Annotated in this window: 20 protein-coding genes and 1 other RNA gene; 10 read left to right on the plus strand and 11 right to left on the minus strand. The window is 59.1% G+C overall.

The genetic code is table 11. The features are described 5' to 3' along the window. Window positions 1–6: 6 nt before the first annotated feature. From GH722_05205 to ftsY, 6 genes are all read left to right on the plus strand, one after another. The gene (locus GH722_05205; GenBank protein ID MRG71157.1) at window positions 7–528 is read left to right on the plus strand and encodes a redoxin domain-containing protein; all 522 of its coding nucleotides are present in this window, start codon (window positions 7–9) and stop codon (window positions 526–528) included. Between the two features lie 11 nt (window positions 529–539). Further along, window positions 540–2,339, plus strand: coding sequence for a thiamine pyrophosphate-binding protein (locus GH722_05210; GenBank protein MRG71158.1), 1,800 nt, complete (start codon window positions 540–542; stop codon window positions 2,337–2,339). 74 nt (window positions 2,340–2,413) lie between these two features. After that, window positions 2,414–3,124 carry an FCD domain-containing protein gene (locus tag GH722_05215; GenBank protein MRG71159.1) on the plus strand — a complete coding sequence of 237 codons (711 nt, stop codon included), beginning with the start codon at window positions 2,414–2,416 and terminating at the stop codon, window positions 3,122–3,124. Window positions 3,125–3,311: 187 nt separating this feature from the next. Continuing rightward, window positions 3,312–4,160 (plus strand): diaminopimelate epimerase, encoded by an 849-nt coding sequence (locus tag GH722_05220; protein ID MRG71160.1) that lies wholly within the window; start codon window positions 3,312–3,314, stop codon window positions 4,158–4,160. Further along, window positions 4,157–5,428 (plus strand): tRNA (N(6)-L-threonylcarbamoyladenosine(37)-C(2))-methylthiotransferase MtaB, encoded by a 1,272-nt coding sequence (gene mtaB, locus GH722_05225; protein ID MRG71161.1) that lies wholly within the window; start codon window positions 4,157–4,159, stop codon window positions 5,426–5,428. Before GH722_05220 ends, mtaB begins: the two co-directional genes overlap by 4 nt. A 2-nt stretch (window positions 5,429–5,430) precedes the next feature. Next, window positions 5,431–6,351 carry a signal recognition particle-docking protein FtsY gene (ftsY, locus tag GH722_05230; GenBank protein MRG71162.1) on the plus strand — a complete coding sequence of 307 codons (921 nt, stop codon included), beginning with the start codon at window positions 5,431–5,433 and terminating at the stop codon, window positions 6,349–6,351. A gap of 129 nt (window positions 6,352–6,480) precedes the next feature. Here the strand turns inward: ftsY and GH722_05235 are convergent, their stop codons facing one another. The 3 genes from GH722_05235 to ssrA all read right to left on the minus strand — a co-directional run bounded on the left by GH722_05235 (window position 6,481) and on the right by ssrA (window position 7,802). Then, complete coding sequence (locus tag GH722_05235; protein ID MRG71163.1) at window positions 6,481–6,768, minus strand: GIY-YIG nuclease family protein; 288 nt, start codon at window positions 6,766–6,768, stop codon at window positions 6,481–6,483. Window positions 6,769–6,928: 160 nt separating this feature from the next. After that, window positions 6,929–7,447 carry a hypothetical protein gene (locus GH722_05240; GenBank protein ID MRG71164.1) on the minus strand — a complete coding sequence of 173 codons (519 nt, stop codon included), beginning with the start codon at window positions 7,445–7,447 and terminating at the stop codon, window positions 6,929–6,931. 54 nt (window positions 7,448–7,501) lie between these two features. After that, window positions 7,502–7,802, minus strand: a transfer-messenger RNA (tmRNA) gene (gene ssrA, locus GH722_05245). A 68-nt stretch (window positions 7,803–7,870) separates the two neighbouring features. Between ssrA and GH722_05250 the strand changes: the two genes are divergently transcribed. Genes GH722_05250 through GH722_05265 form a run of 4 tightly spaced genes read left to right on the plus strand, consistent with a single transcriptional unit; the run spans window position 7,871 to window position 11,479 of the window. Continuing rightward, window positions 7,871–8,665: a thymidylate synthase gene (locus tag GH722_05250; GenBank protein MRG71165.1), complete on the plus strand. Its 795-nt coding sequence runs from the start codon at window positions 7,871–7,873 to the stop codon at window positions 8,663–8,665. Beyond that, on the plus strand, window positions 8,662–9,177 hold the full coding sequence (locus GH722_05255) for a dihydrofolate reductase (protein ID MRG71166.1): 516 nt from the start codon (window positions 8,662–8,664) through the stop codon (window positions 9,175–9,177). Before GH722_05250 ends, GH722_05255 begins: the two co-directional genes overlap by 4 nt. A gap of 7 nt (window positions 9,178–9,184) precedes the next feature. Then, window positions 9,185–10,699: a hypothetical protein gene (locus GH722_05260; GenBank protein MRG71167.1), complete on the plus strand. Its 1,515-nt coding sequence runs from the start codon at window positions 9,185–9,187 to the stop codon at window positions 10,697–10,699. Between the two features lie 48 nt (window positions 10,700–10,747). Then, window positions 10,748–11,479 carry a cyclic nucleotide-binding domain-containing protein gene (locus GH722_05265; GenBank protein ID MRG71168.1) on the plus strand — a complete coding sequence of 244 codons (732 nt, stop codon included), beginning with the start codon at window positions 10,748–10,750 and terminating at the stop codon, window positions 11,477–11,479. A 7-nt stretch (window positions 11,480–11,486) separates the two neighbouring features. Here GH722_05265 and GH722_05270 read toward each other — a convergent pair whose 3' ends face one another. The 8 genes from GH722_05270 to GH722_05305 form a co-directional block, all read right to left on the minus strand. Beyond that, window positions 11,487–12,341: an amidinotransferase gene (locus tag GH722_05270; GenBank protein ID MRG71169.1), complete on the minus strand. Its 855-nt coding sequence runs from the start codon at window positions 12,339–12,341 to the stop codon at window positions 11,487–11,489. A gap of 3 nt (window positions 12,342–12,344) precedes the next feature. After that, the gene (gene fghA / locus GH722_05275) at window positions 12,345–13,187 is read right to left on the minus strand and encodes an S-formylglutathione hydrolase (protein MRG71170.1); all 843 of its coding nucleotides are present in this window, start codon (window positions 13,185–13,187) and stop codon (window positions 12,345–12,347) included. Window positions 13,188–13,212: 25 nt separating this feature from the next. Beyond that, complete coding sequence (locus tag GH722_05280) at window positions 13,213–14,838, minus strand: dipeptide ABC transporter ATP-binding protein (protein ID MRG71171.1); 1,626 nt, start codon at window positions 14,836–14,838, stop codon at window positions 13,213–13,215. Next, entirely contained in the window at window positions 14,835–15,896 is a 1,062-nt protein-coding gene (locus GH722_05285) for an ABC transporter permease subunit (GenBank protein ID MRG71172.1), read from the minus strand. Before GH722_05285 ends, GH722_05280 begins: the two co-directional genes overlap by 4 nt. A 1-nt stretch (window position 15,897) precedes the next feature. Then, window positions 15,898–17,007, minus strand: coding sequence for a microcin C ABC transporter permease YejB (gene yejB / locus GH722_05290; GenBank protein ID MRG71173.1), 1,110 nt, complete (start codon window positions 17,005–17,007; stop codon window positions 15,898–15,900). Window positions 17,008–17,141: 134 nt separating this feature from the next. Then, entirely contained in the window at window positions 17,142–18,980 is a 1,839-nt protein-coding gene (locus GH722_05295) for an ABC transporter substrate-binding protein (protein MRG71174.1), read from the minus strand. A 131-nt stretch (window positions 18,981–19,111) separates the two neighbouring features. Beyond that, the gene (locus GH722_05300; protein MRG71175.1) at window positions 19,112–19,936 is read right to left on the minus strand and encodes a mechanosensitive ion channel; all 825 of its coding nucleotides are present in this window, start codon (window positions 19,934–19,936) and stop codon (window positions 19,112–19,114) included. A 108-nt stretch (window positions 19,937–20,044) separates the two neighbouring features. Further along, window positions 20,045–21,247 carry an aminotransferase class V-fold PLP-dependent enzyme gene (locus GH722_05305; protein MRG71176.1) on the minus strand — a complete coding sequence of 401 codons (1,203 nt, stop codon included), beginning with the start codon at window positions 21,245–21,247 and terminating at the stop codon, window positions 20,045–20,047. Window positions 21,248–21,254 lie beyond the last annotated feature (7 nt).

Below are 21,254 nucleotides of genomic sequence, written 5' to 3' on the forward strand. Positions count from 1 at the left end.
ATAAGAATGCAACGACTTCTGCCAACCCAGTCCATGCCGGACATTGATATCCACCTTGCCGGGGGCGAACGCTGGCGACTGGCCGAGAATGCGCCGGACTTCATGCTGATGATCGATGTCTTTCGTGGGGTTCATTGCCCGCGCTGCCGCCGTCATCTGGAAGAAATGTCCACCCGGCATGAGGAATTCCGCGAGGCCGGTCTCAAGATAATTGCCATGTCTGCCGACCCCGCAGAGCGGGCTGAACAATCACGGCGGGAATGGGACATACCGAATGTACCACTTGGCTATGGCCTGCCAATTCAAGTGGCACGCCAGCTCGGGCTCTACATTTCCGAGAATTACGCAAGCCATGAGAGCGAGATATTCGCCGAGCCCGGCGTCTTCTTCGTCATGCCCGACCTGACGCTTTACGGCGCGGTCATCAACACATTCCCGTTTGCACGACCGAAAATCGACGACCTGCTGGAAGTCGCCCGGATCGTCAAAGAACGAAATTACCCGCCACGCGGTACGCTGGCTTCCTGAGGAGAATAATCATGTCAGTCAAAAACAGTCTCAACGGCGGCCAGATGATCGTCGACCACCTGATCCAGCAGGGCGTCCCCTACGCTTTTGGTCTGTGCGGTCACGGCAATATTGGCTTCATCGACGCGCTTTACGAACGCACGGATGATGTAAAGACGATCTCGGTCCGCCATGAGTCCGTCGCCGGTTTCATGGCGGATGTCTATTACCGGATTTCCGGACAGGCGACAGCAACCTTCACGTCCTGCGGTCCTGGCTCGGCAAATATGCCGATCTGTCTGGGCAATGCCTTCATGGATTCCGTGCCCTTCTTTGCGGTGACCGGGAATGTGCCGACAAACCAGTTCAACCGGGGTGCCTTTCAGGAACTCTACCGCCACTATCAGGCAGACTTTCCGTCGACAGTTAAAGCCTATTGCAAGCGGGTCTATCAGCCGACCCGTGGCGAGCAGATGCCGGTCACCGTCCGTGAAGCCTGGAAAACAATGATGACTGGTCGACCCGGCCCTGTCGTCGTCGACGTACCTTTCGATATCTTCAAGGAAGATACCGGTGCGGAAACCCCCGATCCCAAAGCCTGGACCGACAATATTTCCTGTCGTGCCGGCGGGGATATGGAAAGTATCGAAAAAGCCGCTCGCATGTTGCTGGCTGCCGAACGCCCGGTCATCATGGTCGGGCAGGGCTGCCGCTATGGCGACGCCTCAGCCCTGTTGCTAGAACTGGCCGAAAAATACCAGATTCCTGTCGCTGCCTCAGCCTCCGGTCTCGGCGCAATCCCCTCGGAACACCCGCTGGCACTGGGTCTCGTCGCCCGCAACGGCATGTATCAGGCCAACCATGCAACACGTCAGGCTGATGTCATTCTAGCGATGGGCATGCGCTTCGATGACCGGACATCATCAACCTGGATTCCCGGCTATTCCTTCAATATTCCGCCGACGAAGCTGATTCATGTCGATATTGATCCGGAAGAAATCGGCCGTAATTACCCTGTTGCACTCGGAATCATGGCGGATTCCCAGACCTTCATGAAACAGCTTCTGGCTGAACTGGGAGGGGCATCGAGAGAGCTTTCCGCGCCGCGCAAGAAATGGCTGGCCGATATCAATGGCTGGCGCAAGGAATGGGACGAATTCACCGCCCCCGGTTTCAAGGATCCTGCCTCACCGATCAATCCGCAGCGGGCTGCCCGTGAAATCGACCTTGCCCTGCCGGATGATGCCATCCTGGTTTCCGACATCGGCATCCATCACAACTGGCTGATCCAGTATACCCGCCCAAAACGGCCGGACAGCCTGATCGGTTCCATGGGGTATGGCCCGATGGGCTTTGGCGTCGCCGGCGTGCTCGGTGCAAAGCTGGCGGCACCGGATCGTCCCTGTGTTTCGGTCTGTGGTGACGGGGCGTTCCTGATGCACAATACGGTTCTGGCAACCGCTGTTGAATATAACATCCCCGCCGTATGGGTTGTCTGGAACAACTACGCCTATGCCTCAATCCGTGGCTTGCAGCGTGGTTATCTGGAAGGACGTGAACTGGCGACAGACTTCCGCCTGCCGGAAACGGGTGAACCTTACAATCCGGACTTTGCCGCTATGGCACGGTCGTTCGGTGTTGAGGGTGTCTCCATTGACCGTCCGGAAGACCTGGGCGAGGCCATCCGCAAGGGTATTGCCGCCAATCGGCCTTATGTGATCGATGCAAATATTGGTGCGGATATCAATCCCGGCGGTGCCGGGGTCTGGGAACTGCCGGGCCTCGGTCGTTCAGCACCGATGTTCGGTGGTCGCCATGAAGTGTCAGTCTGACTGGTATACTGACATGCAAGACGATAAAGGTATGGTACATTATAAGCTTTAGCGTTCACAAACCGGAGTAACTGATGCGAGTTGACGGCCCTGTTTCTCTTGCTGATCTGGTAACAGACCGGCTCAGACTGGAAATTGTGCTGGGTCATTTCGAACTGGGCGATGCGTTGTCGGAGTCACGCATCGCCCGGCGCTACGAGGTCAGCCGGACGCCGGTTCGCGAAGCCTTTGCACGCCTCGAAATGGAAGGCATCGTTCGAACCGAACCACAGTCCGGCACCTACGTCTTCACAATGGGCCGGGCCGAATTCGTGCAGGTCAGTGAAACCCGCTCCGTGCTGGAGGTCGGTGCGTTGCGGCTTGCCATGCGGGATAACGGGGTCGGGCTTGCAGAAGCCTGGCGGACAGCAACCGACAATATGGAGGTCGCCCTTCGCGAAGGCGACAGTCGTACCTATTCCGAGAATGATGCGGTTTTCCACGAAGCCTTGTTCCAGTTTGCAGCCAATCCCTACCTCACCATGGCCCGGCGGTCATTTGCCTCGAAGATCGATACGATCCGCAACAAGCTCGGGGCAACGCCAGAGCATATGCAGAAGTCATTTGCCGAACACAAGACACTGACTGAAGCCATTGAGGCCGGGGATGTCGAGACTGCGGCAACCGTTCTCGATACCCATATCCGCCACAAAGGGGCCTCGTTCTGGACCGTCCCTGAAGTCGCCCCGGAAACACGCTGGGACAAGATGCAGAAGCTGGCAAACCTGACCCCGCAACGGCGCTGACCGTCTGTCTGTCATTAGGGGCAGCCTCTGGTCCGGCAAGTTGCCAGATGACAACCGGAAAACACCTCCCTGCCGGTCGTCGCGCCCGGCAGAAAACAATCGCAACAGAGTTCATCACAAGTGATTACGCAGCCCTTTTCAGCGGGCGGGGATGGACAGTTGCGTCAGAACCGCCATATAACGCGGCATGAACGCTATTCCTTTCACCAAGATGCATGGCCTCGGCAACGATTTCGTGGTCCTCGATGCCCGTGACGGCAAGCTTGTCATCGGCCCGGAAGAAGCACGTGCCATTGGCGACCGACGGACCGGGGTCGGGTTTGACCAGCTGCTGATCCTGGAGCCCGCCCGCGACGAGATGGCAGATGTCTTCATGCGTATCCGCAATCCGGACGGCAGCGAGGCCGGTGCCTGTGGCAACGGAACGCGCTGTGTTGCCGCCATGGTGATGGACGAAAGCGGCGCCGACCATCTGGTCATCGAAACCATCGCCGGCCTGCTGGACGCGGAAGCCACCAGCGACGGACGGGTTTGCGTCGACATGGGTCCGGCCCGGCTGGACTGGCGGGAAGTGCCGATCAGCGATGCGGTCGACACCCTGCATATTCCTGTTGCCAGCGGACCATTGTCCGACGCGGTCGGTGTGAACATGGGCAATCCCCACGCGGTCTTTTTCGTCGAGGATGTGGCCAAGGTCGATCTCGCGATCCACGGGCCGATCCTTGAAAATCACGCACAGTTTCCCGACCGGGCAAATATCGGCGTGGTCCAGATCATTGATGACAGTCATATCCGTTACCGGGTCTGGGAACGCGGTGCCGGTATTACCCGTGCCTGCGGGTCCGGCGCCTGTGCTGCCGCCGTCGCCGCCCATCGTCGCGGCCTGACCGGACGGGAAGTTTCTGTCCGGCTGGATGGCGGTGTGCTGGATATCAACTGGATGCCGGATGGCCATGTCATGATGACCGGCCCGGTGGCGACCAGTTTCAGCGGCTTGCTGTCACCGGATATGTTCGCCCGAAGTGTCGCCGCATGACAACCGACACCGACAAGCTGACTGATGTCGAAGTCCAGACTTTCGGCTGTCGCCTGAACGCCTATGAAAGCGAAGTGATCCGGGAACATGCCCGCGCCGCCGGCTGCGCCAATACGGTCATTTTCAACACCTGTGCTGTGACCGGCGAGGCAGAACGGCAGGCCCGTCAGGCCATCCGCCGACTGCGTCGTGAACGCCCGGATGCCCATATTGTCGTCACCGGCTGCGCCGCCCAGCTGGACCCGGACAAATATGCCGCCCTGCCGGAGGTCAACCGGGTCGTTGGCAATATCGAAAAGATGGCTGCCGAAACCTGGTGCGGTGATCATCCTGAAGCCGTCGAAGTCACCGACATCATGGCCGTGCGGGAAACCGCTGCCCACCTGGTTGGCGATTTTGAGGGCCGTGCCCGCGCCTTTGTCGAGGTCCAGCAGGGCTGTGACCATCGCTGCACTTTCTGCATCATCCCCTTTGCCCGCGGCAATAACCGCTCCGTCCCCATCGGCGGGATCGTCGAGCAGGTTCGCCGGCTGGTCGATGGCGGCTTCCGTGAAGTCGTGCTGACCGGCGTCGATATTACCGGATATGGCGGTGATCTGCCGGGGGGGATCACTCTTGGCCAGATGGCACGTCGTCTGCTGACCGCTGTGCCGGATCTGGCCCGTCTGCGCCTGTCATCCATTGACCCGGCAGAGGCCGGTGACGACCGGGCACTGATGGAACTGGTCGCTGATGAGCCGCGCCTGATGCCGCACCTGCATCTCAGCCTGCAGGCAGGTGACGATATGATCCTGAAACGCATGAAGCGTCGCCACAGCCGGGCGCAGGCCGTCGATTTCTGCGAGAAAGTCCGTGCGTTACGTCCCGGCACCGCCTTTGGTGCCGACCTGATTGCCGGATTTCCGACCGAAACTGAGGCAATGTTCGAGAACAGTCTCGGTCTGATCGAGGATTGTGGCCTGACCCATCTGCATGTCTTTCCCTTCTCGGCCCGTGCCGGTGCACCCGCCGCAAAGATGCCGCAACTGCCTGCCCGCCTCCGCAAGGCCCGGGCCGCACGCCTGCGCAGCGCCGGGGAACTTGCGTTCCGCAGCTGGCTCGATGGCAAAATGGGCGAAACCATCCGTGTGCTGATTGAAAAAGACGCCAGTGGCCACAGCGAAGACTTCGCCCCTGTCCGGCTGTCTACTGCCGCAGAGCCCGGCGACATCGTTACAGCACGCGTTACCGGCCGGTCTGACGGTCAGTTGCTGGCAGAGGTTGCCTGACCATGGCACTTGGCTGGTTTTCACGTCTGCGGGCCGGACTTGGCAAAACATCCTCACGGATTGCCTCTGCCATCGAAGGCGTGTTCCGGGGCGGTCGTCTCGACGATGCCGCACTGGAAGATCTCGAAGACATTCTGATCACGGCCGATCTCGGCGTGGCGACGGCGGGCAAGCTGTCGAAGGAACTCGCCCGGACCCGTTTCGGCAAGGATGTCTCCGCAATGGAGGTCCGCACCGCACTGGCCGGACAGATCGAGCTGCTGCTGGAACCGGTTGCACAGCCCCTCACCCCGCCGGACGGGGTAAAGCCCTTTACCGTGCTGGTCTGTGGCGTCAACGGATCCGGCAAGACCACCACCATCGGCAAGATGGCGAAAAGTTTCAGCGACGACGGCCACAAGGTGATGATGGCTGCCGGTGACACCTTCCGGGCGGCTGCCATCGAACAGCTGCAGGTATGGGGTGAGCGGGCGAACTGTCCGGTGGTCGCGGGCCAGACCGGCACCGATGCCGCTGCCCTGGCCTTTGATGCGGTAACACGCGCCCGCAATGAGAATATGGATATCCTGTTCATCGACACCGCGGGCCGCCTGCAGAACAAACGCCATCTGATGGAAGAACTGCAGAAGGTCATCCGCGTCATGCGGAAGGTCGATGCCACCGCACCACATGCCGTATTGCTTGTGCTCGATGCCACCGTCGGACAGAACGCCCATAGTCAGGTCGAAACCTTTCTTAAGGCTGTCGATGTTACCGGTCTGGTGATGACAAAACTGGACGGCAGTGCCCGTGGCGGGGTGATCGTCGCACTGGCAGAAAAATTCGGCCTGCCCGTCCATGCGGTCGGCGTCGGCGAATCCGCCGAAGACCTCCGCCCCTTCACCCCCCGCGACTTCGCCCGCAGTCTGATGGGCCTGGACTGACCGGACCACAGAACCACAGCACCAACCTTCGAGACGGGCTTTCAGCCCTTCTCAGGATGAGGTGATGGTAACTAAAACCTCATCCTGAGGAGCAGCGAAGCTGCGTCTCGAAGGATGGAAGAGAAAAGCTTAAAGCTTCCGTCTGGATGACAGGCTGACCAGCACATCATAATCGCCCTTCGCAAGAGCAAGCTTCTTGTCCCGACGCCAGCCCTTGATCTGTCTCTCGACAGCAATGGCATCGGTGATGGTCATAAACCACTGACACCAGATCAGCCGAACCGGACGCCGCTTGCTAGTAAAACCACCAAACCGCCCGTTGTTATGCTCTCCAACCCTGCGCTCAAGTGACGCACGCGTAGAGCCGACATAATATCGTCCGTCTGAACAACGCAGCATGTAAACCCAGCATCCCATAAATGCATTATGGAGATGACAGGGCTAAAAACGGCATCCTTCGAGACGCAGCTGCGCTGCTCCTCAGGATGAGGTGATGGTAACTAAAAAAACCTCATCCTGAGGAGGGCTGAAAGTGGGTCACGAAGGATGGAGGTACGGAGGGGTCGTTTGCTGAAACTCAGCCCTGATTTTTCCGGAAAGAATCGAGGGTGATGACTTCGGCGCTGCCCGTATGGGCGGGCGCACTGTCGTTGTTGGCTTCATCCTCCAATTCGGAATCGGCAACAGCATCATCGACAGCAAGACGCAGTGCTTCGGCGCTGTCTTCGTCTTCTTCCATTTCCTCGACCGCAAACTGCAGGCCGAATTTTACGGAAGGGTCGGCAAAGGCGCTGATGGCGGCAAAGGGCACAACCAGAAGCTCGCTTTTCTTGTCGAAACTCAGCGTCACCTCGAAATGTTCTTCACCCACCAGCAGATCCCAGAACTGATGCTGGAGAACGATGGTGATTTCTTCCGGATAGCGTTCTTTCAGGCGTTTCGGAATTCGTACGCCCGGAAAATCCGTATGAAAGGTGATATAGAAATGATGATCCCCGTGCAGGCCATATTCGAGCACATGCCTGAGCGCCTGGGAGACAACACCGCGCAGGGCATTCTCGACCATTTCGTCGTAGCGCAGTCCGGTGTCTTCCATATCCGTCAACCTGTTCTGTTCCCCTGACCGCCGGCCCCAGCCAGCGGGTAATAAAGTGGGGGGCTTCTGTTGCCCGGCGCCCCCCGGGCCGCGCTTAACGCCTATTAGGCGGCAGCGGCAAGTTCAACGTTATCGTTGGCACTTGTAGGAATGGTCCGATATCGGTGGTACCATGCCGAGCAAAAGTGTTGTCTTTACTACACACGTCGATCCTGTTTCGCCCCCAAAAGAGAAATTGGTGGAGGCGCCGGGCACTGCCCCCGGGTCCGTTATGCTTATTCCACAACCCGTTTATCGCCATAGCCGGCGAACCGGCAGAGTTAATATAGAACGTCAGCAGGGGTTTTGGAAGGGTAACAGGCCTTTCCCCGGACAGGGCAGATCGGTTATTCTTAATCCACATACCCGCGACCACGGATAAGCATGCAACAATATCTCGATCTGCTGCGCCATGTGCGCACAAACGGCGTCTTCAAGGACGACCGGACAGGCACCGGAACTTACAGTGTTTTCGGCTACCAGATGCGTTTCGATCTGGCGCAGGGCTTTCCCCTTGTCACCACCAAGCGCCTGCATCTGCGCTCGATCATCCATGAATTGCTGTGGTTCCTGAAAGGTGACACCAACATCGCCTATCTCCGGGAAAACGGCGTCTCGATCTGGGATGACTGGGCCGACGAGAAGGGGGATCTGGGGCCGGTCTATGGCGCACAATGGCGATCCTGGCGCGGGGCGGATAACCAGACCGTCGATCAGATCAGTGACCTGATGACCCAGATTCGCACCAATCCGAATTCACGCCGGCTGATTGTCAGTGCCTGGAACGTGCCGGAAATCGACGGGATGGCCCTGCCGCCCTGTCATTGCCTGTTCCAGTTCTATGTCGCCAACGGCAAACTTTCCTGCCAGCTGTATCAGCGCAGTGCGGATATCTTCCTGGGTGTCCCCTTCAATATCGCCTCCTATGCCCTCCTGACCCAGATGATTGCACAAGTTGCCGGACTGGAACCGGGTGATTTCGTGCATACGCTGGGGGATGCCCATCTTTATGCCAACCATCTGGAGCAGGCAGACCGGCAACTGGAACGCACACCCTATCCGCTGCCCGTGATGCGCCTGAACCCGGATGTCCGTGATATTTTCAGCTTCACCTTCGAAGACTTCACCCTGGACGGCTATCGCTTCGATCCGCATATCCCGGCACCGGTAGCCGTATGACCGGACCACGGCTTGCACTGATCGTCGCCATGGGCAGCAATCGTGCCATCGGCAGGGAGGGTGATCTGCCCTGGCGCCTGCCCGGTGACCTGAGGTTCTTCAAACAGACCACAATGGGCAAACCGATCCTGATGGGCCGCAAGACATGGGAAAGCCTTCCCGGTGCCCTGCCCGGCCGCACCAATATCGTTGTCACCCGGGACCGGTCCTACAAGGCGGATGGTGCCCAGGTCATCAACAGTCTCGAACTGGCACTGGAAATGGCCCGCGGCATTGCCCGGGGCGCTGGCGCTGATGAGGTCATGGTGATCGGTGGTGCCGAAATTTACCGGCTTGTCCTGCCACAGGCTGATCGCATCTACCTGACCGAAGTACAGGCAGAACCGGAAGCCGACGCCTTCTTTCCCGACATCAGCACGACCGAATGGCGCGAAATCGGACGTACCGAGCCGATCGAGGAACCGGGCCGCCCGGCCTACGCCTTCGTGACACTGGACCGGGTGCGGGAGTAGCCAGATCATGACCCGGCGGGTGGCGATTGCGGCTGGCCTGATGTTCCTTGCGTCGCTGCCGCTTGCCACAGCGCAGACCATCACGGCACCCACCCCACCAACCGCCCCTACCGTTCTGCCGCCGGAAACAGAGGGTGAGGCAGAACCGGAAGGAAACGGCAGGGCGACCCTTGCCCCCGGAGAGGCCGAGCCCGCTTCTCCGACGCCATCCGACGAGATGCAGGGCCCCAGCGTCAGCAACGACCTTCCCGCCCATTTTGCCACCTATCTTGCCGGTCCGGGCGTCGATGACGTGGTTGCGGTTGCCATAACCCCCGCCGCCAATGTGGTTGTCGCCGGGCGTTTGCAGGGTATTGCCCTCGGCGGACGCCGCATTGATCTGCTGGATGGTCCGGCATCGGTGCTGATCCTCTCGCCAGATGGCAGACCGATCTTGTCTCACACCCGGGTCGGCAATCAGCTGACGGATATGGCCGTGTCTTCCGGCAGTGGCCGGATTGCGATTGCCGGTGATCTGGGTGTTGCCGTCCTCTCCGGGGATGCTTCTGAATTCATCTGGCGCGATAATCTGCCCATGAAAGCCAGCCGGGTGGCCATCGGCAGGGATGACAGTGTTGCCCTGCTGGATGGCAAGCGGGTCAGCCTCTATGACCCGGCGGGCCGCCGTCTGGGCCGGGTCGATCTGGACCATGCCGTGGTCACCGATATCGAAGTGGATTCAGAAAACAGGCTGGTCTTTGTCACCGGGTTCAACAATGTCCGGGACGTGAATTCTCTCGCTGTCCAGAGTGCCTTTGTCGAAGCCTGGGATTTCAACATGAACCGGGTCTGGAAGAACTGGGGCTATGCCGGGGCGGAACTTGGCAACCGGACCGCAGACACCCACGGGCTGCGGCTGACCTTCGGGCTGGATGGGGAGTTGTATTTTCTCGGTGAAGCCGCAGGCGGCGACAGCCTGTTCCTGAAACATCCGACAACACCGGCCCGCGAAGGCATGCTGATCTTCAGCGACCGCTACAACACACCGGTCGGGCCGGGCCGGGCCGTCATCGCTTTCTTCGCCCGGCTGGACCCCGTGACGGGGCGTCTGAAGAAAGCACAATATGCCTTTCCGCGTCTGGGGCCGGACAAACTCAACCGGACCAACACCTTCCTGCCCCGTGCCATCGCTGCGGACGAGTTGGGAAATGTCTTCATTGGCGGGGTCAGCGGCCTCGGCATTCCCGATCGGGACAAGCAGACCATCGCCGGAACCGCGGTCGGAACCTATGGCGGAGACCCGACGCTGCTGGTGGTCTCGGCTGACTTTCAGCGCCGCATCCGGTGGACGACCCTGACCGCAGGCGGAATCGGCAGCCATACCCGGATTGACAGCATCGGGGTCGCACACGGGCTGGCCGTTGCAGGGGTTACTGTCCGCGGCGGGCGACTGATTACCATTGACCCGATTGTCGACAAGCCGGATGGCGGCCTGTCACCGAAACAGACCGATGGTTACGTCATCCTGTGGCGCGCGCCATAAAGTTTCAGTCTGTGCGGGCCGTCACTTTCAGACTGCTCCGGCGTTATTATGCTGCATAGCAACATAAGACACGGAAGCAACTCGATGAAAGACGTACAGGACCGGCGAACCTTCAGCGTCGGCAGTTCTATTTTCCGGCAGGGAATGGCAGGCAGCGAAGCATTTATCATCCAGTCCGGTACGGTGGAAATCGTCCGGGAAGTGAATGGTCGCGAGGAAGTCCTTGAGATATGCGAGAAGGGCGCGCTGATTGGCGTCAACGCCATCGCGGAAGATGATCAGCCCAGACAGAATTCCGCCCGCGCCCTGACCCCGGTTCTGGCAGTTGCCATCAGTCGTCGGCAGGTGGCCCAGCGTATTGCTAAAGCTGACCCGCTTGTCCGCACTCTCATCAAGATTCTGGCCGAGCAGGCACGGGGCGGAGATCAGAGAAAATCAAAACGGCACAAACTGTCTGAGCGGGCCATTTATCGTCTGAACGGAGGACCGATGATGGACGCGACTGTTGTCGACATTTCCGTTGGCGGGGCCCGGCTTGTTCCTGAGCTGCCCGGCAACATCGGTGACGAAGTTGAAATCGAACTGCGCCGTCTGGACCCGCTGAAAGCCCGTATTGTCGGTAACGGTCAGGGTCATACCCGAATCTGTTTTGAAATCGACGGCAGAGAGAAACAGATTCTGAGCAGCTATATCAACGACCTGATGAGCAATGACAGCCAGCCAGCTGCGCCGCCTGAACGCCTGATGGATGCTGAACAGGCCTGGGCAAAGCAGGCATGAAGAAACCTCAGCCCTGACGCTGAAACGGCCGGGTCAGGCAGGTTGGCCCACCCTCACCCTTGCGCGAGATTTCTTCTGCGGGATAAGTCTCTACCCGGCAGCCTGCACTGCGCAGCCGGTCCGCTGTTCTGTCACAGCCCTCTGCCATCAGCAGATGGCGCGGCCCCAGCGCCAGTACATTGCAGCCCAGCGTCTCGAATTCACCCGGATCGACCTCGACCAGTGTCATCCCCCGCGACAGCAGCCAGTTCCGGAAACGAACCGGCATCAGGGGGGAATGGACCAGCGCCAGATCATGATCCAGCGGACTGATGACCGACATCAGATGGAACACATCAGCCGGGCCCTTATAGTGCGGCAGAGGCACCACCTCGACATGCACATCACTGCCCAGCAGGTCCCGAAGCTGGCGAATGCCTTCCGGGTTTGTGCGGTAGCCCTCTGCAACCGCGCAGGTCCGGGCATCCAGCCAGATGAAATCACCCCCTTCGAGATATCCTTCACCGGTAATTTCGCCCAGCACGCAAATACCGGCCCGCCGGAAAGCAGCCCCATGCAGGCCCGGTTCAGCGCGGCGTTCCGGCTTGCCCATATTGCACAAAATCATGCCACGGGGTGACGGTATCGCCGCATCCCGGACGTAGATCGCGTCCGGTGTCAGGGCGGGATCATCTTCCAGCCAGAGTATATCTGCTGCTGAAAAACAGCCGGCGAAGCGATCATAATCAGACAGCGCCTGCGGGAAATCCGGTATGGCGTGATAATTCAGACCCGGACAGCAATCATCAAGCCGGGGCTGATCTCTGAAAGCAGTCCGCGCATGGCGGAGTGCCAGCCGCTCAATACGGCCATACTCGTTCACCGGTCAGCTCTGCAACCGTTCGGCATGCCAGCGGATATGATCGCCAATGAAGCTGGCGATGAAATAATAGCTGTGGTCATAACCTTCCCGGCGATTGACGGTCAGCGGCACATTCGCGCCGGCACAGGCCGCTTCAAACAGTTCGGGGCGCAACTGTTCTGCCAGAAAATTATCTGCCAGCCCCTGTTCGATCAGCAGTGGCCGGTCATAGCCACGGTCAGAAACCAGCGCACAGGCGTCATAGGCATGCCAGGCATCCGGGTTATCACCGAGATAACCGGCCAGCGCCTTCCGGCCCCAGGGAACCTGCATCGGCGCCACTATCGGCGAAAAGGCAGAAACCGACCTGTAACCATCACGGTTCTTGATACCGATGGTCAGCGCCCCGTGACCGCCCATGCTGTGCCCGGAAATTGACTGCCGGTTGGGATCCAGCCGGAAAGCCCCGAAAACGCAGTCCGGCAGTTCATTGGTGATGTAACTGTACATAAGATAGTTCTGCGACCAGGGGGCTGCCGTCGCATCAAGGTAGAATCCCGCGCCGGACCCGAAATCATAGGCGTCATGTTCGCCGGGATGGTCACTGTCGCGCGGGCTGGTATCCGGGCAGATGATCGCAATTCCGGCTTCCGCCGCATAACGCTGCGCACCCGCCTTGGTGGTAAAGTTCTCCTGCGTACAGGTCAGGCCTGACAGCCACCAGAGCACCGGCACCGGACCCTGTTCTGCCGCCGGGGGCAGATAGACCGAAAAGGTCATGTCACAGCCGAGCAATGCCGACGCATGCCTGTAGACGCCCTGCTGACCACCAAAGGTCTTTGTCACGGAGAGGGTTTCAATGGTCATCTTCGCATCCTTCTTCAATTCAGTATCAGTTCGCCACCACGCCAGTGTCGTCGGCCTCGATCTCAAAGGCAGCTTTCATCAGGGCACGGGTATAATCCTGTGACGGGTTATCGAAAATGTCCGCCGCCGGACCCTGCTCCACCACCTTGCCGCCACGCAGGACAATCAGGTCATGAGACAGGGCACGAACGACCTTGAGGTCATGGCTGATGAACAGATAGGCCAGCCCCCGGTCGCGCTGCAACTTTCGCAGCAGATCGACAATCTGCGCCTGCACGCTCATATCCAGCGCACTGGTCGGCTCGTCCAGCACCAGCAGTTTCGGTTGCAGGGCCAGTGCCCGGGCAATGGCGATGCGCTGTCGCTGACCGCCGGAAAATTCATGCGGATAGCGGTCCATGCTCTGGGGATCAACCCCGACCTCCTCCAGCGCATCAGAAACAATCTGGCGGCGTTCGTCATAATCCCTGCCAGCGCCGTGAACCCGCAATCCTTCCTCAACAATCTGGAACACGCTGAGGCGGGGGCTGAGGGAACCGAACGGATCCTGAAAAACAACCTGCATCTCGCTGCGCAGCGGCCGCATGCGTTTTGAACTCCAGCCCTGTATGTCCTGTCCCTGATAACGTATCGGACCGCGCGATCGTTCCAGCCGCAGCAGGGCCATCGCCAGCGTTGTCTTGCCTGAACCACTTTCCCCGACCACCCCGACCGTATGCCCCGCCCGGACGGACAGGGTAACCCCGTCCACCGCCTTGATGTGACCAACCGTCCGGCGAATGATGCCCTTGCGGACCGGAAACCAGACCCAGAGGTCATCAGTTGCAATGACCTCGTCGCTGTCCTGAGGGGCCGGGTCCGGCCGGCCTTTCGGTTCGGCCTCCAGCAGGTGCCGGGTATAGTCATGCTGGGGATGAGTGAACAGACTCTCTGTCTCACCCTGTTCAACCACCGCACCGTCCTGCATGACATACACCCGGTCGGCCACCCGCCGGACAATGCCAAGGTCGTGGGTAATCAGCAGCAAACCCATGCCGAGGCGCTGCTGCAAATCCTTCAGCAGGGCCAGAACCTGTGCCTGCACGGTGACATCCAGTGCCGTCGTCGGCTCGTCCGCTATCAGCAGATCCGGTTCGTTGGCCAGCGCCATGGCGATCATGACCCGCTGCTGCTGACCGCCGGAAAGTTCATGCGGCAGGGCGGTCAGGCGATCAACAAGCGCCTCCAGCCCGACCAGTGTCAGCAATTCGATGACCCGTGCCCGCGCCCGTTCCGCCGGCATCTTGCGATGTTCCAGCAGCACCTCGCTGATCTGCTTTTCAACCGAATGCAGCGGGTTCAGGGAATTCAGGGGCTCCTGAAAGATCATCGAAATCTTGTTGCCCCTGATGCTCCGCATCTCGGCTTCGGCAGCGCCCAGCAGTTCGCGACCCTGAAACCGGATCGATCCGCCGGGATGACGGGCAAACGGATAGGGCAGCAATTGCAGAACCGATAGCGCAGAAACCGATTTTCCTGAACCGCTTTCACCGACAATCGCCACGCATTCGCCGGGAGCGACCGTGAAACTGACACCCCGCACGGCCCGGACGGCATCTGGTCCGTCACCGAAATGCGCTTCCAGGGCGCTGACATCCAGCAGGTCACTCATCCATACACCTTGCGCGGATCAAACGCGTCCCGCACGCCTTCACCGACAAAAACCAGCAGCACCAGCAGGGCCGAGATGACAAAAAAGGCCGTCATGCCGAGCCAGGGCGCCTGCAGGTTCGCTTTGCCCTGCGCCAGCAGTTCCCCCAGCGACGGAGACCCCGGCGGCAGACCAAGCCCCAGCAGGTCAAGGCCGGTCAGCGCCACCAGCGACCCGGACAGGATGAAGGGCAGAAAGGTCAGGGTTGCCACCATCGCATTGGGCAGCAGATGCCGCAGCATGATTGCCGTGTCGGAAACACCCAGCGCCCGCGCCGCCCGGACATAGGTGAAATTCCGGGCCCGGAAAAACTCCGCCCGCACCAGCCCGGTCAGCCCCATCCAGCTGAACACGGTCAGCGCAATCAGCAGCGTCCAGAATCCGGGTACCAGCACCGTCGACAGGATAATCAGGATCTGGAACGACGGCATCGACGCCCAGATTTCAATCACGCGCTGAAAAATCAGATCGAGCCAGCCCCCGAAGTAACCCTGCACCGCACCGGCCAGGATTCCGATGATCGAGGAGATGATGGTCAGCGTGAAACCGAACAGCACCGACAACCGGAATCCGTAGATCAGCCGGGCCGCCACATCACGGCCCTGATCATCGGTCCCCAGCCAGTTCACGGCATCGGGCGGTGACGGGGCAGGTGATGTCAGTTCCAGATTGACCGTGTCATAGGAAAACCGGATTGGCGGCCAGACAATCCAGCCTTTCTCGTTAATCAGCTCGGCCAGATAGGCATCACGGTAATCTGCTTCCGTCGGAAAATCGCCGCCGAAGTCGGTCTCGGTATAGGTGACGACAGACGGGAAATAGGGTTTGCCATCAAACCAGACAAAAGCCGGGCGGTCATTGGCGATGAATTCCGCAAAAAGACAGACCAGAAACAGCAGCCCGAAGATCCGCAACGACCAGACAGCCCGGCGATTGCGCCGGAAATTGCTAATCCGCCGCCGCATGATCGGGGTGATCCGCAGACCCATCCAGCGGTCTTCTGTCGGGGGTGCCGTCATATCAGACCTCCCGGCTTTCAAAGTCGATCCTGGGATCGACAATGTGATACATCACGTCATTGATAATCCCGAAGATGACGCCAATCAGGGTGAAGGCGTACAGCGTGCCCAGCACCACGGCGTAATCCCGGTTGATGATCGCCTCGAACCCCATCAGGCCCAGCCCGTCGAGTGAGAAAATCGTCTCGATCAGAAACGATCCGGTAAAGATCAGGCTGAGGAAAGCGGTCGGGAAACCGGAAATGATCAGCAGCATGGCATTGCGGAAAACATGTCCGTAAAGCACCCGGCTTTCCGTCAGCCCCTTGGCCCGCGCCGTCAGCACATACTGCTTGTTGATTTCATCCAGAAAGGAATTCTTCGTCAGCAGCGTCATCCCTGCAAAGCTGCCGATAACCAGCGACAGGACCGGCAGCGCCATATGCCAGAGATAATCCAGCACCTGTTCCCACCAGGACAGCTGATCGAAATCATGCGAGACCAGACCGCGCAGCGGAAACCAGTCGAGATATCGTCCCCCGGCAAAGATGATGATCAGCAGAATGGCGAACAGAAAGCCCGGAATGGCATTGCCGATAATCACAACCCAGCTGGTCACAATATCAAAGCGGGTGCCATCCCGCACCGCCTTGCGAACCCCCAGCGGGATTGAAATCAGATAGGTCAGCAGAAAGGTCCACAGACCCAGTGAAATGGAAACCGGCAGTTTTTCGATCACCAGATCAACGATGGACCGGTCCTGAAAGTAGCTGTTGCCGAGATCAAAGGTGAGATAATTGACACTCATATCGACAAACCGTTCCCAGGCCGGTTTGTCGAAACCGAACTGGCGCTCCAGCTCGCGGATCAGTTCCGGGTCGACCCCCTGCGCACCGCGATATTTTGAACTGGTCTGACCGGGTAGCGTGCTGCTGTTCCCGGAATTGCCGAGATCCACATTCTGTTCACCGCTGATCCGCCCCGCCGTGTCCCCTGCCTTGCCCTGAGATTCCGCCAGGATCTGCTCAATCGGGCCGCCTGGCACAAACTGGATCACCGCAAAATTGATCACCAGAATGCCGAACAGGGTCAGCGGCACCAGCATCAGGCGACGAACGATATAGCTCAGCATGGGTTATTCATGTCTTTCGGAGCAGGCCGTTATCCTTCGAGACGCAGCAGGCCGCTTCTCAGGATGAGGGGGTATGGTAAGCCTCATCCCGAGGAGGCGCAAAGCGCCATCTCGACGGATGGCAACGGGTGCCATCAACCGCCGCTCTTTTTCAGCTTCGCCGCCAGCGCCGGGTCAACCCACCAGGAGGTAAAACCGATCTCATATTTCGGTGTTTTCTCCGGACGGCCGAACTTGTTCCACCAGGCGATATTGAAGCTTGTCGACGCCCATTGCGGGATGACGAAGTGATGCCACAGCAGCACCCGGTCCAGCGCCCGGCAGCGTGTCACCAGGTCTTCCCAGGTCTGTGCCGCGATCACCAGATCGACCAGCTTGTCGATCGCCGGGTCCTTGATGCCGATTGTATTGCGGCCACCCGGCCGGTCCGCCGCTTCCGAACCCCAGAAATCCCGCTGTTCATTACCCGGAGAAGAGGACTGACCAAAGACATCCGTCGTCACGTCAAAATCAAAGCTGTCCATACGGTTCTGGTATTGAGCCGAATCCACCGTGCGAACGGTGGAGGTCACCCCGAGCCGCTCAAGGTTTTTGGTAAATGGCAGGACAATCCGCTCGAACGCGGGCGAGCTCAGCAGAAACTCGATCTCCAGCGGCTTGCCGGATTTCGGGTCAATCAGCTTGCCACCGGTAATCTTCCAGCCGGCGTTTCGCAGAATATCCAGCCCTTTGCGCAAATTGGCGCGGGGCGTGCCCGATCCGTCCGTCACCGGTGGCTGATATTCATCTGTAAAAACCCGGTCCGGAATGGTTCCGCGCATCGGTTCCAGAATTTTCAGCTCTTCCGCTGACGGCAGCCCGGTTGACGCCAGTTCGGAATTCTCAAAGAAGCTCTTCGGGCGTTCATAGATGCCGTAAAACAGGTTCTTGTTCGACCATTCGAAATCGAAGGCATAGGCCAGCGCCTCGCGCAGTGCCGGGTCCTGAAATTTTTCCCGACGGGTATTATAGACAAAACACTGCATCCCTGTCGGGCGGCTGTGTGAAATCGTCTCCCGCTTCATCTCGCCGCTTCTGATCGCCGGAACATCATAGCCGGTTGCCCACTGGCTTGAGGTCAGTTCATGGCGGAAATCATAGGCCCCGGCCTTGAAGGCCTCGAACGCCACCGTGCGGTCCCGGTAATAGTCATAGCGGATGCGGTCCGGGTTGTTCTGTCCACGATTGACAGGCAGATCCCGGCCCCAGTAATCATCGACCCGCACCAGCGTCACCGAACGTCCGGTATCGAAGCTCTCAACCCGGTACGGGCCGCTGCCCAGCGGCGGCTCCAGTGTCGTCTTTTCGAAATCCCGGCTTTCCCAGTAATGCTTCGGCAGAACCGGCAACTGACCGGTAATCAGCGGCAATTCACGATTGTTCGCAGTGTCAAAAATAAACCGGACTGTCCGTTCACCCGTCTTCTCGCCCCGCAGTACATTCTTGTAATAAAACCGGTACTGCGGATGGCCTTTGGTCTTCAGGATTTCGAGACTGAAAATCGCGTCTTCAACCGTCACCGGCTGGCCGTCATGCCAGCGCGCCTCAGCCCTCAGGGTAAATTCCACCCAGGACCGGTCCTTCGGAAAGGCCACACTTTCTGCCAGCAGGCCGTATTCGGAATTCGATTCGTCCGTATTGGTGGTCATCAGGGATTCAATCGACCCGGTCGGCGCAGAATCACCTTTCAGCGTAAAACCGTTGAAGCTGTCAAAGCTGCCAACCGCATGCTGAACGATCTCGCCGCCCTTCGGGGCGTCCGGATTGACCCAGTCAAAATGCGTGAAATCCGGCCCGTGTTTCGGGTCTTCCCACATGCCCATCGCATGGCCGCGATAGATATCATCTGCGGCCCGGGTGCCGGTGAAGGGATAGGCCGAGGCAACCAGTGCCGCGCCGGAGAATTTAAGGAAATCCCGTCGCCCGGGATTCATCCAGTCAAATGCCATTCAGATCACTCCCGATTTCCCTGTAGTGTGGGTCGTCCTGTCGGGAGTTCAAGTGGTAAGGCGATGACCGGCAAAATAACCCCTCCCCCGTTATCCGGGAGAGGGGGGTTCAGAATTTACTTCTCGGCAGCGGCGTCCTGAATCATATGAACATCGCGCTGCGGAAACGGAATGGAAATGCCGACCTTGTCGAAGCGTTCCTTCACCGCTTTGGTGGTATCGAACTTGATACCCCAGTAATCCGCAGCGTTGCACCAGACACGAACCGTCAGGTCGACCGAGCTGTCACCGAGATTGCCGACAACACACATCGGGGCCGGTTCTGCATCAATACGCTCATCTTTCTTGGCGATCGCCAGAATTTCCTTCATGGCCTTGTTGATGTCGTCGCCGTAACCAATGCCAAAGACAAAATCGACCCGGCGTTTCGGGTTGGCGCTGAAATTCTTGATCGCCGTGCCCCAGAGATCAGCATTAGGAACGATGATCTTCACGTTATCCGGGGTCGCCATTTCGGTGATGAACAGGCTGATCGACTTGACCGTGCCGGTAACGCCGCCGCCGTCAATGAAATCGCCAACCTGAAAAGGCCGGAAAATCAGCAGCATGACACCAGCCGCAATGTTCGAGAGCGTCCCCTGCAGGGCCAGACCGATTGCCAGGCCGGCAGCACCCAGAACCGCGATGAAGCTGGTCGTCTGAACACCAAACTGGTTGAGGACAGCAATGATGGTGAAAATGATGATCGCATAGCGAACAAGACTGGCAAAAAAGCCTTCCAGTGTCGCATCGACATGTTTGCTGCGGCTCAGTGCCTTGCGTACCAGACCGGACACCTTGCCGGCCAGCCACCAGCCGACAACAAGGATGATAATCGCACCAATGACATCAAGGCCGTAGGTGGAAATGACGGTCATCACCTCCTGGCCGACAGAATTCATTTTATCCATAGTCTTCAGAGCCCCTGTTCAGATTTAACGATTTTCGCTCCCCGCGGGCGGTAATTGTGGTGAAAAACGGCACTTTGCAAACGATTTTCTCGTTCCGCTTCAGTCAAGATCATGCAGAAGATCAATCAATCGGGCAACATCGCCTCCGGAATGATACATGCCGAAGCCAAACCGGATAACCGACCCCCGTGCATCAACCCGAACGCCGCTTTTCACCAGCGCCTCGCACAGGTCCGGGGCCGCGGCATGATCGAATGCCAGAAAGTTACCCCGCGCCACATCGCCACCAACCACCAGGTTTTCCCGGGAAATCACCGGATGGTTCAAATCATCGACAGCCCGGAGAAATAGCCCCTGAAGGGCATGAACATGAGCATGGATATCCGCCACACCGACGCCGAGGCTGCCAAGCAGCCGCATCACCGCATTCAGGCGATACAATCCGACCGGGTCAAAGATGGATCCCATGAAGCGGGCTCCGTCATCGCCATAGACAACCGCACCTTCACTGACCCCCGAGCGATTACGGAAATCGGCGAACCAACTGGTATTCTCCGGCTTCAGATCACATCCTTCCGGAACTGCGAGAAAGCAGGCACCTTCACCGCTCATCGCATATTTGAACCCACCCGCCATATAAAAGCTGCCAGCCGCCGCCGGACCGAAATCTTCCGGCACCGCCATGAAGGCGTGGTAGCCATCCACCACAACCTCTGCCCCCGTCGCGGCCAGTCCGGCACAAAGGTCGTTCAGGCCGGTGACACGGAACCCGGTATTGAAATGGACCTGACTGAAGAAAATCAGGTCCTGTTCACCTGCCTGCGCGGCAGCCAGGAACCGTTCTGCGAAACTGCCGAAGGGCCGGGCCGGAACCACCGTTGCGGTTACCGTGCCGCGTTCGGTCGCGCGGCGCATCTGGCGGCCGAAGCTGGCGAACTCGCTGTCAGTTGTCAGCAGGCGGATCGGGCGGGACGGATCGAAACAGGTAAACAGCCGGGCAACAAATTCATGGCAGTTGGCAGCAATCGCAATCATCTCCGGCTGCGGCAGATTCAGAACACCCGCGATATGGCCCTGCGCCTCCGGTAAAACCTCATCGAACACCTTTGCCCATTTACCGCTTTGCAGACGCGCCGCATCATCCCAGCATTCCAGCATTGCATGACGGGTCACATCCGGCCGGGGATGATGGCTATGGGCCGCAAAATGCAGCGCACCCGGCGGCAGCGAGGCGGTAAAATGCTCGCGTCCGACCAGCGGCCGGCTGATATCGACAAGACTGGCGAGGCTATTTCCGGACATCACAGGC

This window comes from Alphaproteobacteria bacterium HT1-32, from assembly GCA_009649675.1.
GTDB lineage: Bacteria > Pseudomonadota > Alphaproteobacteria > Rhodospirillales > HT1-32 > HT1-32.

Coding starts and splice junctions, on each gene's coding strand:
- GH722_05250 (MRG71165.1), top strand. CDS start 7,871: ATGCAACAATATCTCGATCTGCTGCGCCATGTGCGCACAAACGGCGTC.
- GH722_05285 (MRG71172.1), bottom strand. CDS start 15,896: ATGACGGCACCCCCGACAGAAGACCGCTGGATGGGTCTGCGGATCACC.
- GH722_05265 (MRG71168.1), top strand. CDS start 10,748: ATGCTGCATAGCAACATAAGACACGGAAGCAACTCGATGAAAGACGTA.
- fghA (MRG71170.1), bottom strand. CDS start 13,187: ATGACCATTGAAACCCTCTCCGTGACAAAGACCTTTGGTGGTCAGCAG.
- yejB (MRG71173.1), bottom strand. CDS start 17,007: ATGCTGAGCTATATCGTTCGTCGCCTGATGCTGGTGCCGCTGACCCTG.
- GH722_05240 (MRG71164.1), bottom strand. CDS start 7,447: ATGGAAGACACCGGACTGCGCTACGACGAAATGGTCGAGAATGCCCTG.
- GH722_05235 (MRG71163.1), bottom strand. CDS start 6,768: ATGGGATGCTGGGTTTACATGCTGCGTTGTTCAGACGGACGATATTAT.
- GH722_05295 (MRG71174.1), bottom strand. CDS start 18,980: ATGAATCCCGGGCGACGGGATTTCCTTAAATTCTCCGGCGCGGCACTG.
- GH722_05280 (MRG71171.1), bottom strand. CDS start 14,838: ATGAGTGACCTGCTGGATGTCAGCGCCCTGGAAGCGCATTTCGGTGAC.
- GH722_05220 (MRG71160.1), top strand. CDS start 3,312: ATGAACGCTATTCCTTTCACCAAGATGCATGGCCTCGGCAACGATTTC.
- GH722_05215 (MRG71159.1), top strand. CDS start 2,414: ATGCGAGTTGACGGCCCTGTTTCTCTTGCTGATCTGGTAACAGACCGG.
- GH722_05305 (MRG71176.1), bottom strand. CDS start 21,247: ATGTCCGGAAATAGCCTCGCCAGTCTTGTCGATATCAGCCGGCCGCTG.
- GH722_05260 (MRG71167.1), top strand. CDS start 9,185: ATGACCCGGCGGGTGGCGATTGCGGCTGGCCTGATGTTCCTTGCGTCG.
- GH722_05210 (MRG71158.1), top strand. CDS start 540: ATGTCAGTCAAAAACAGTCTCAACGGCGGCCAGATGATCGTCGACCAC.
- ftsY (MRG71162.1), top strand. CDS start 5,431: ATGGCACTTGGCTGGTTTTCACGTCTGCGGGCCGGACTTGGCAAAACA.
- mtaB (MRG71161.1), top strand. CDS start 4,157: ATGACAACCGACACCGACAAGCTGACTGATGTCGAAGTCCAGACTTTC.
- GH722_05300 (MRG71175.1), bottom strand. CDS start 19,936: ATGAATTCTGTCGGCCAGGAGGTGATGACCGTCATTTCCACCTACGGC.
- GH722_05205 (MRG71157.1), top strand. CDS start 7: ATGCAACGACTTCTGCCAACCCAGTCCATGCCGGACATTGATATCCAC.
- GH722_05255 (MRG71166.1), top strand. CDS start 8,662: ATGACCGGACCACGGCTTGCACTGATCGTCGCCATGGGCAGCAATCGT.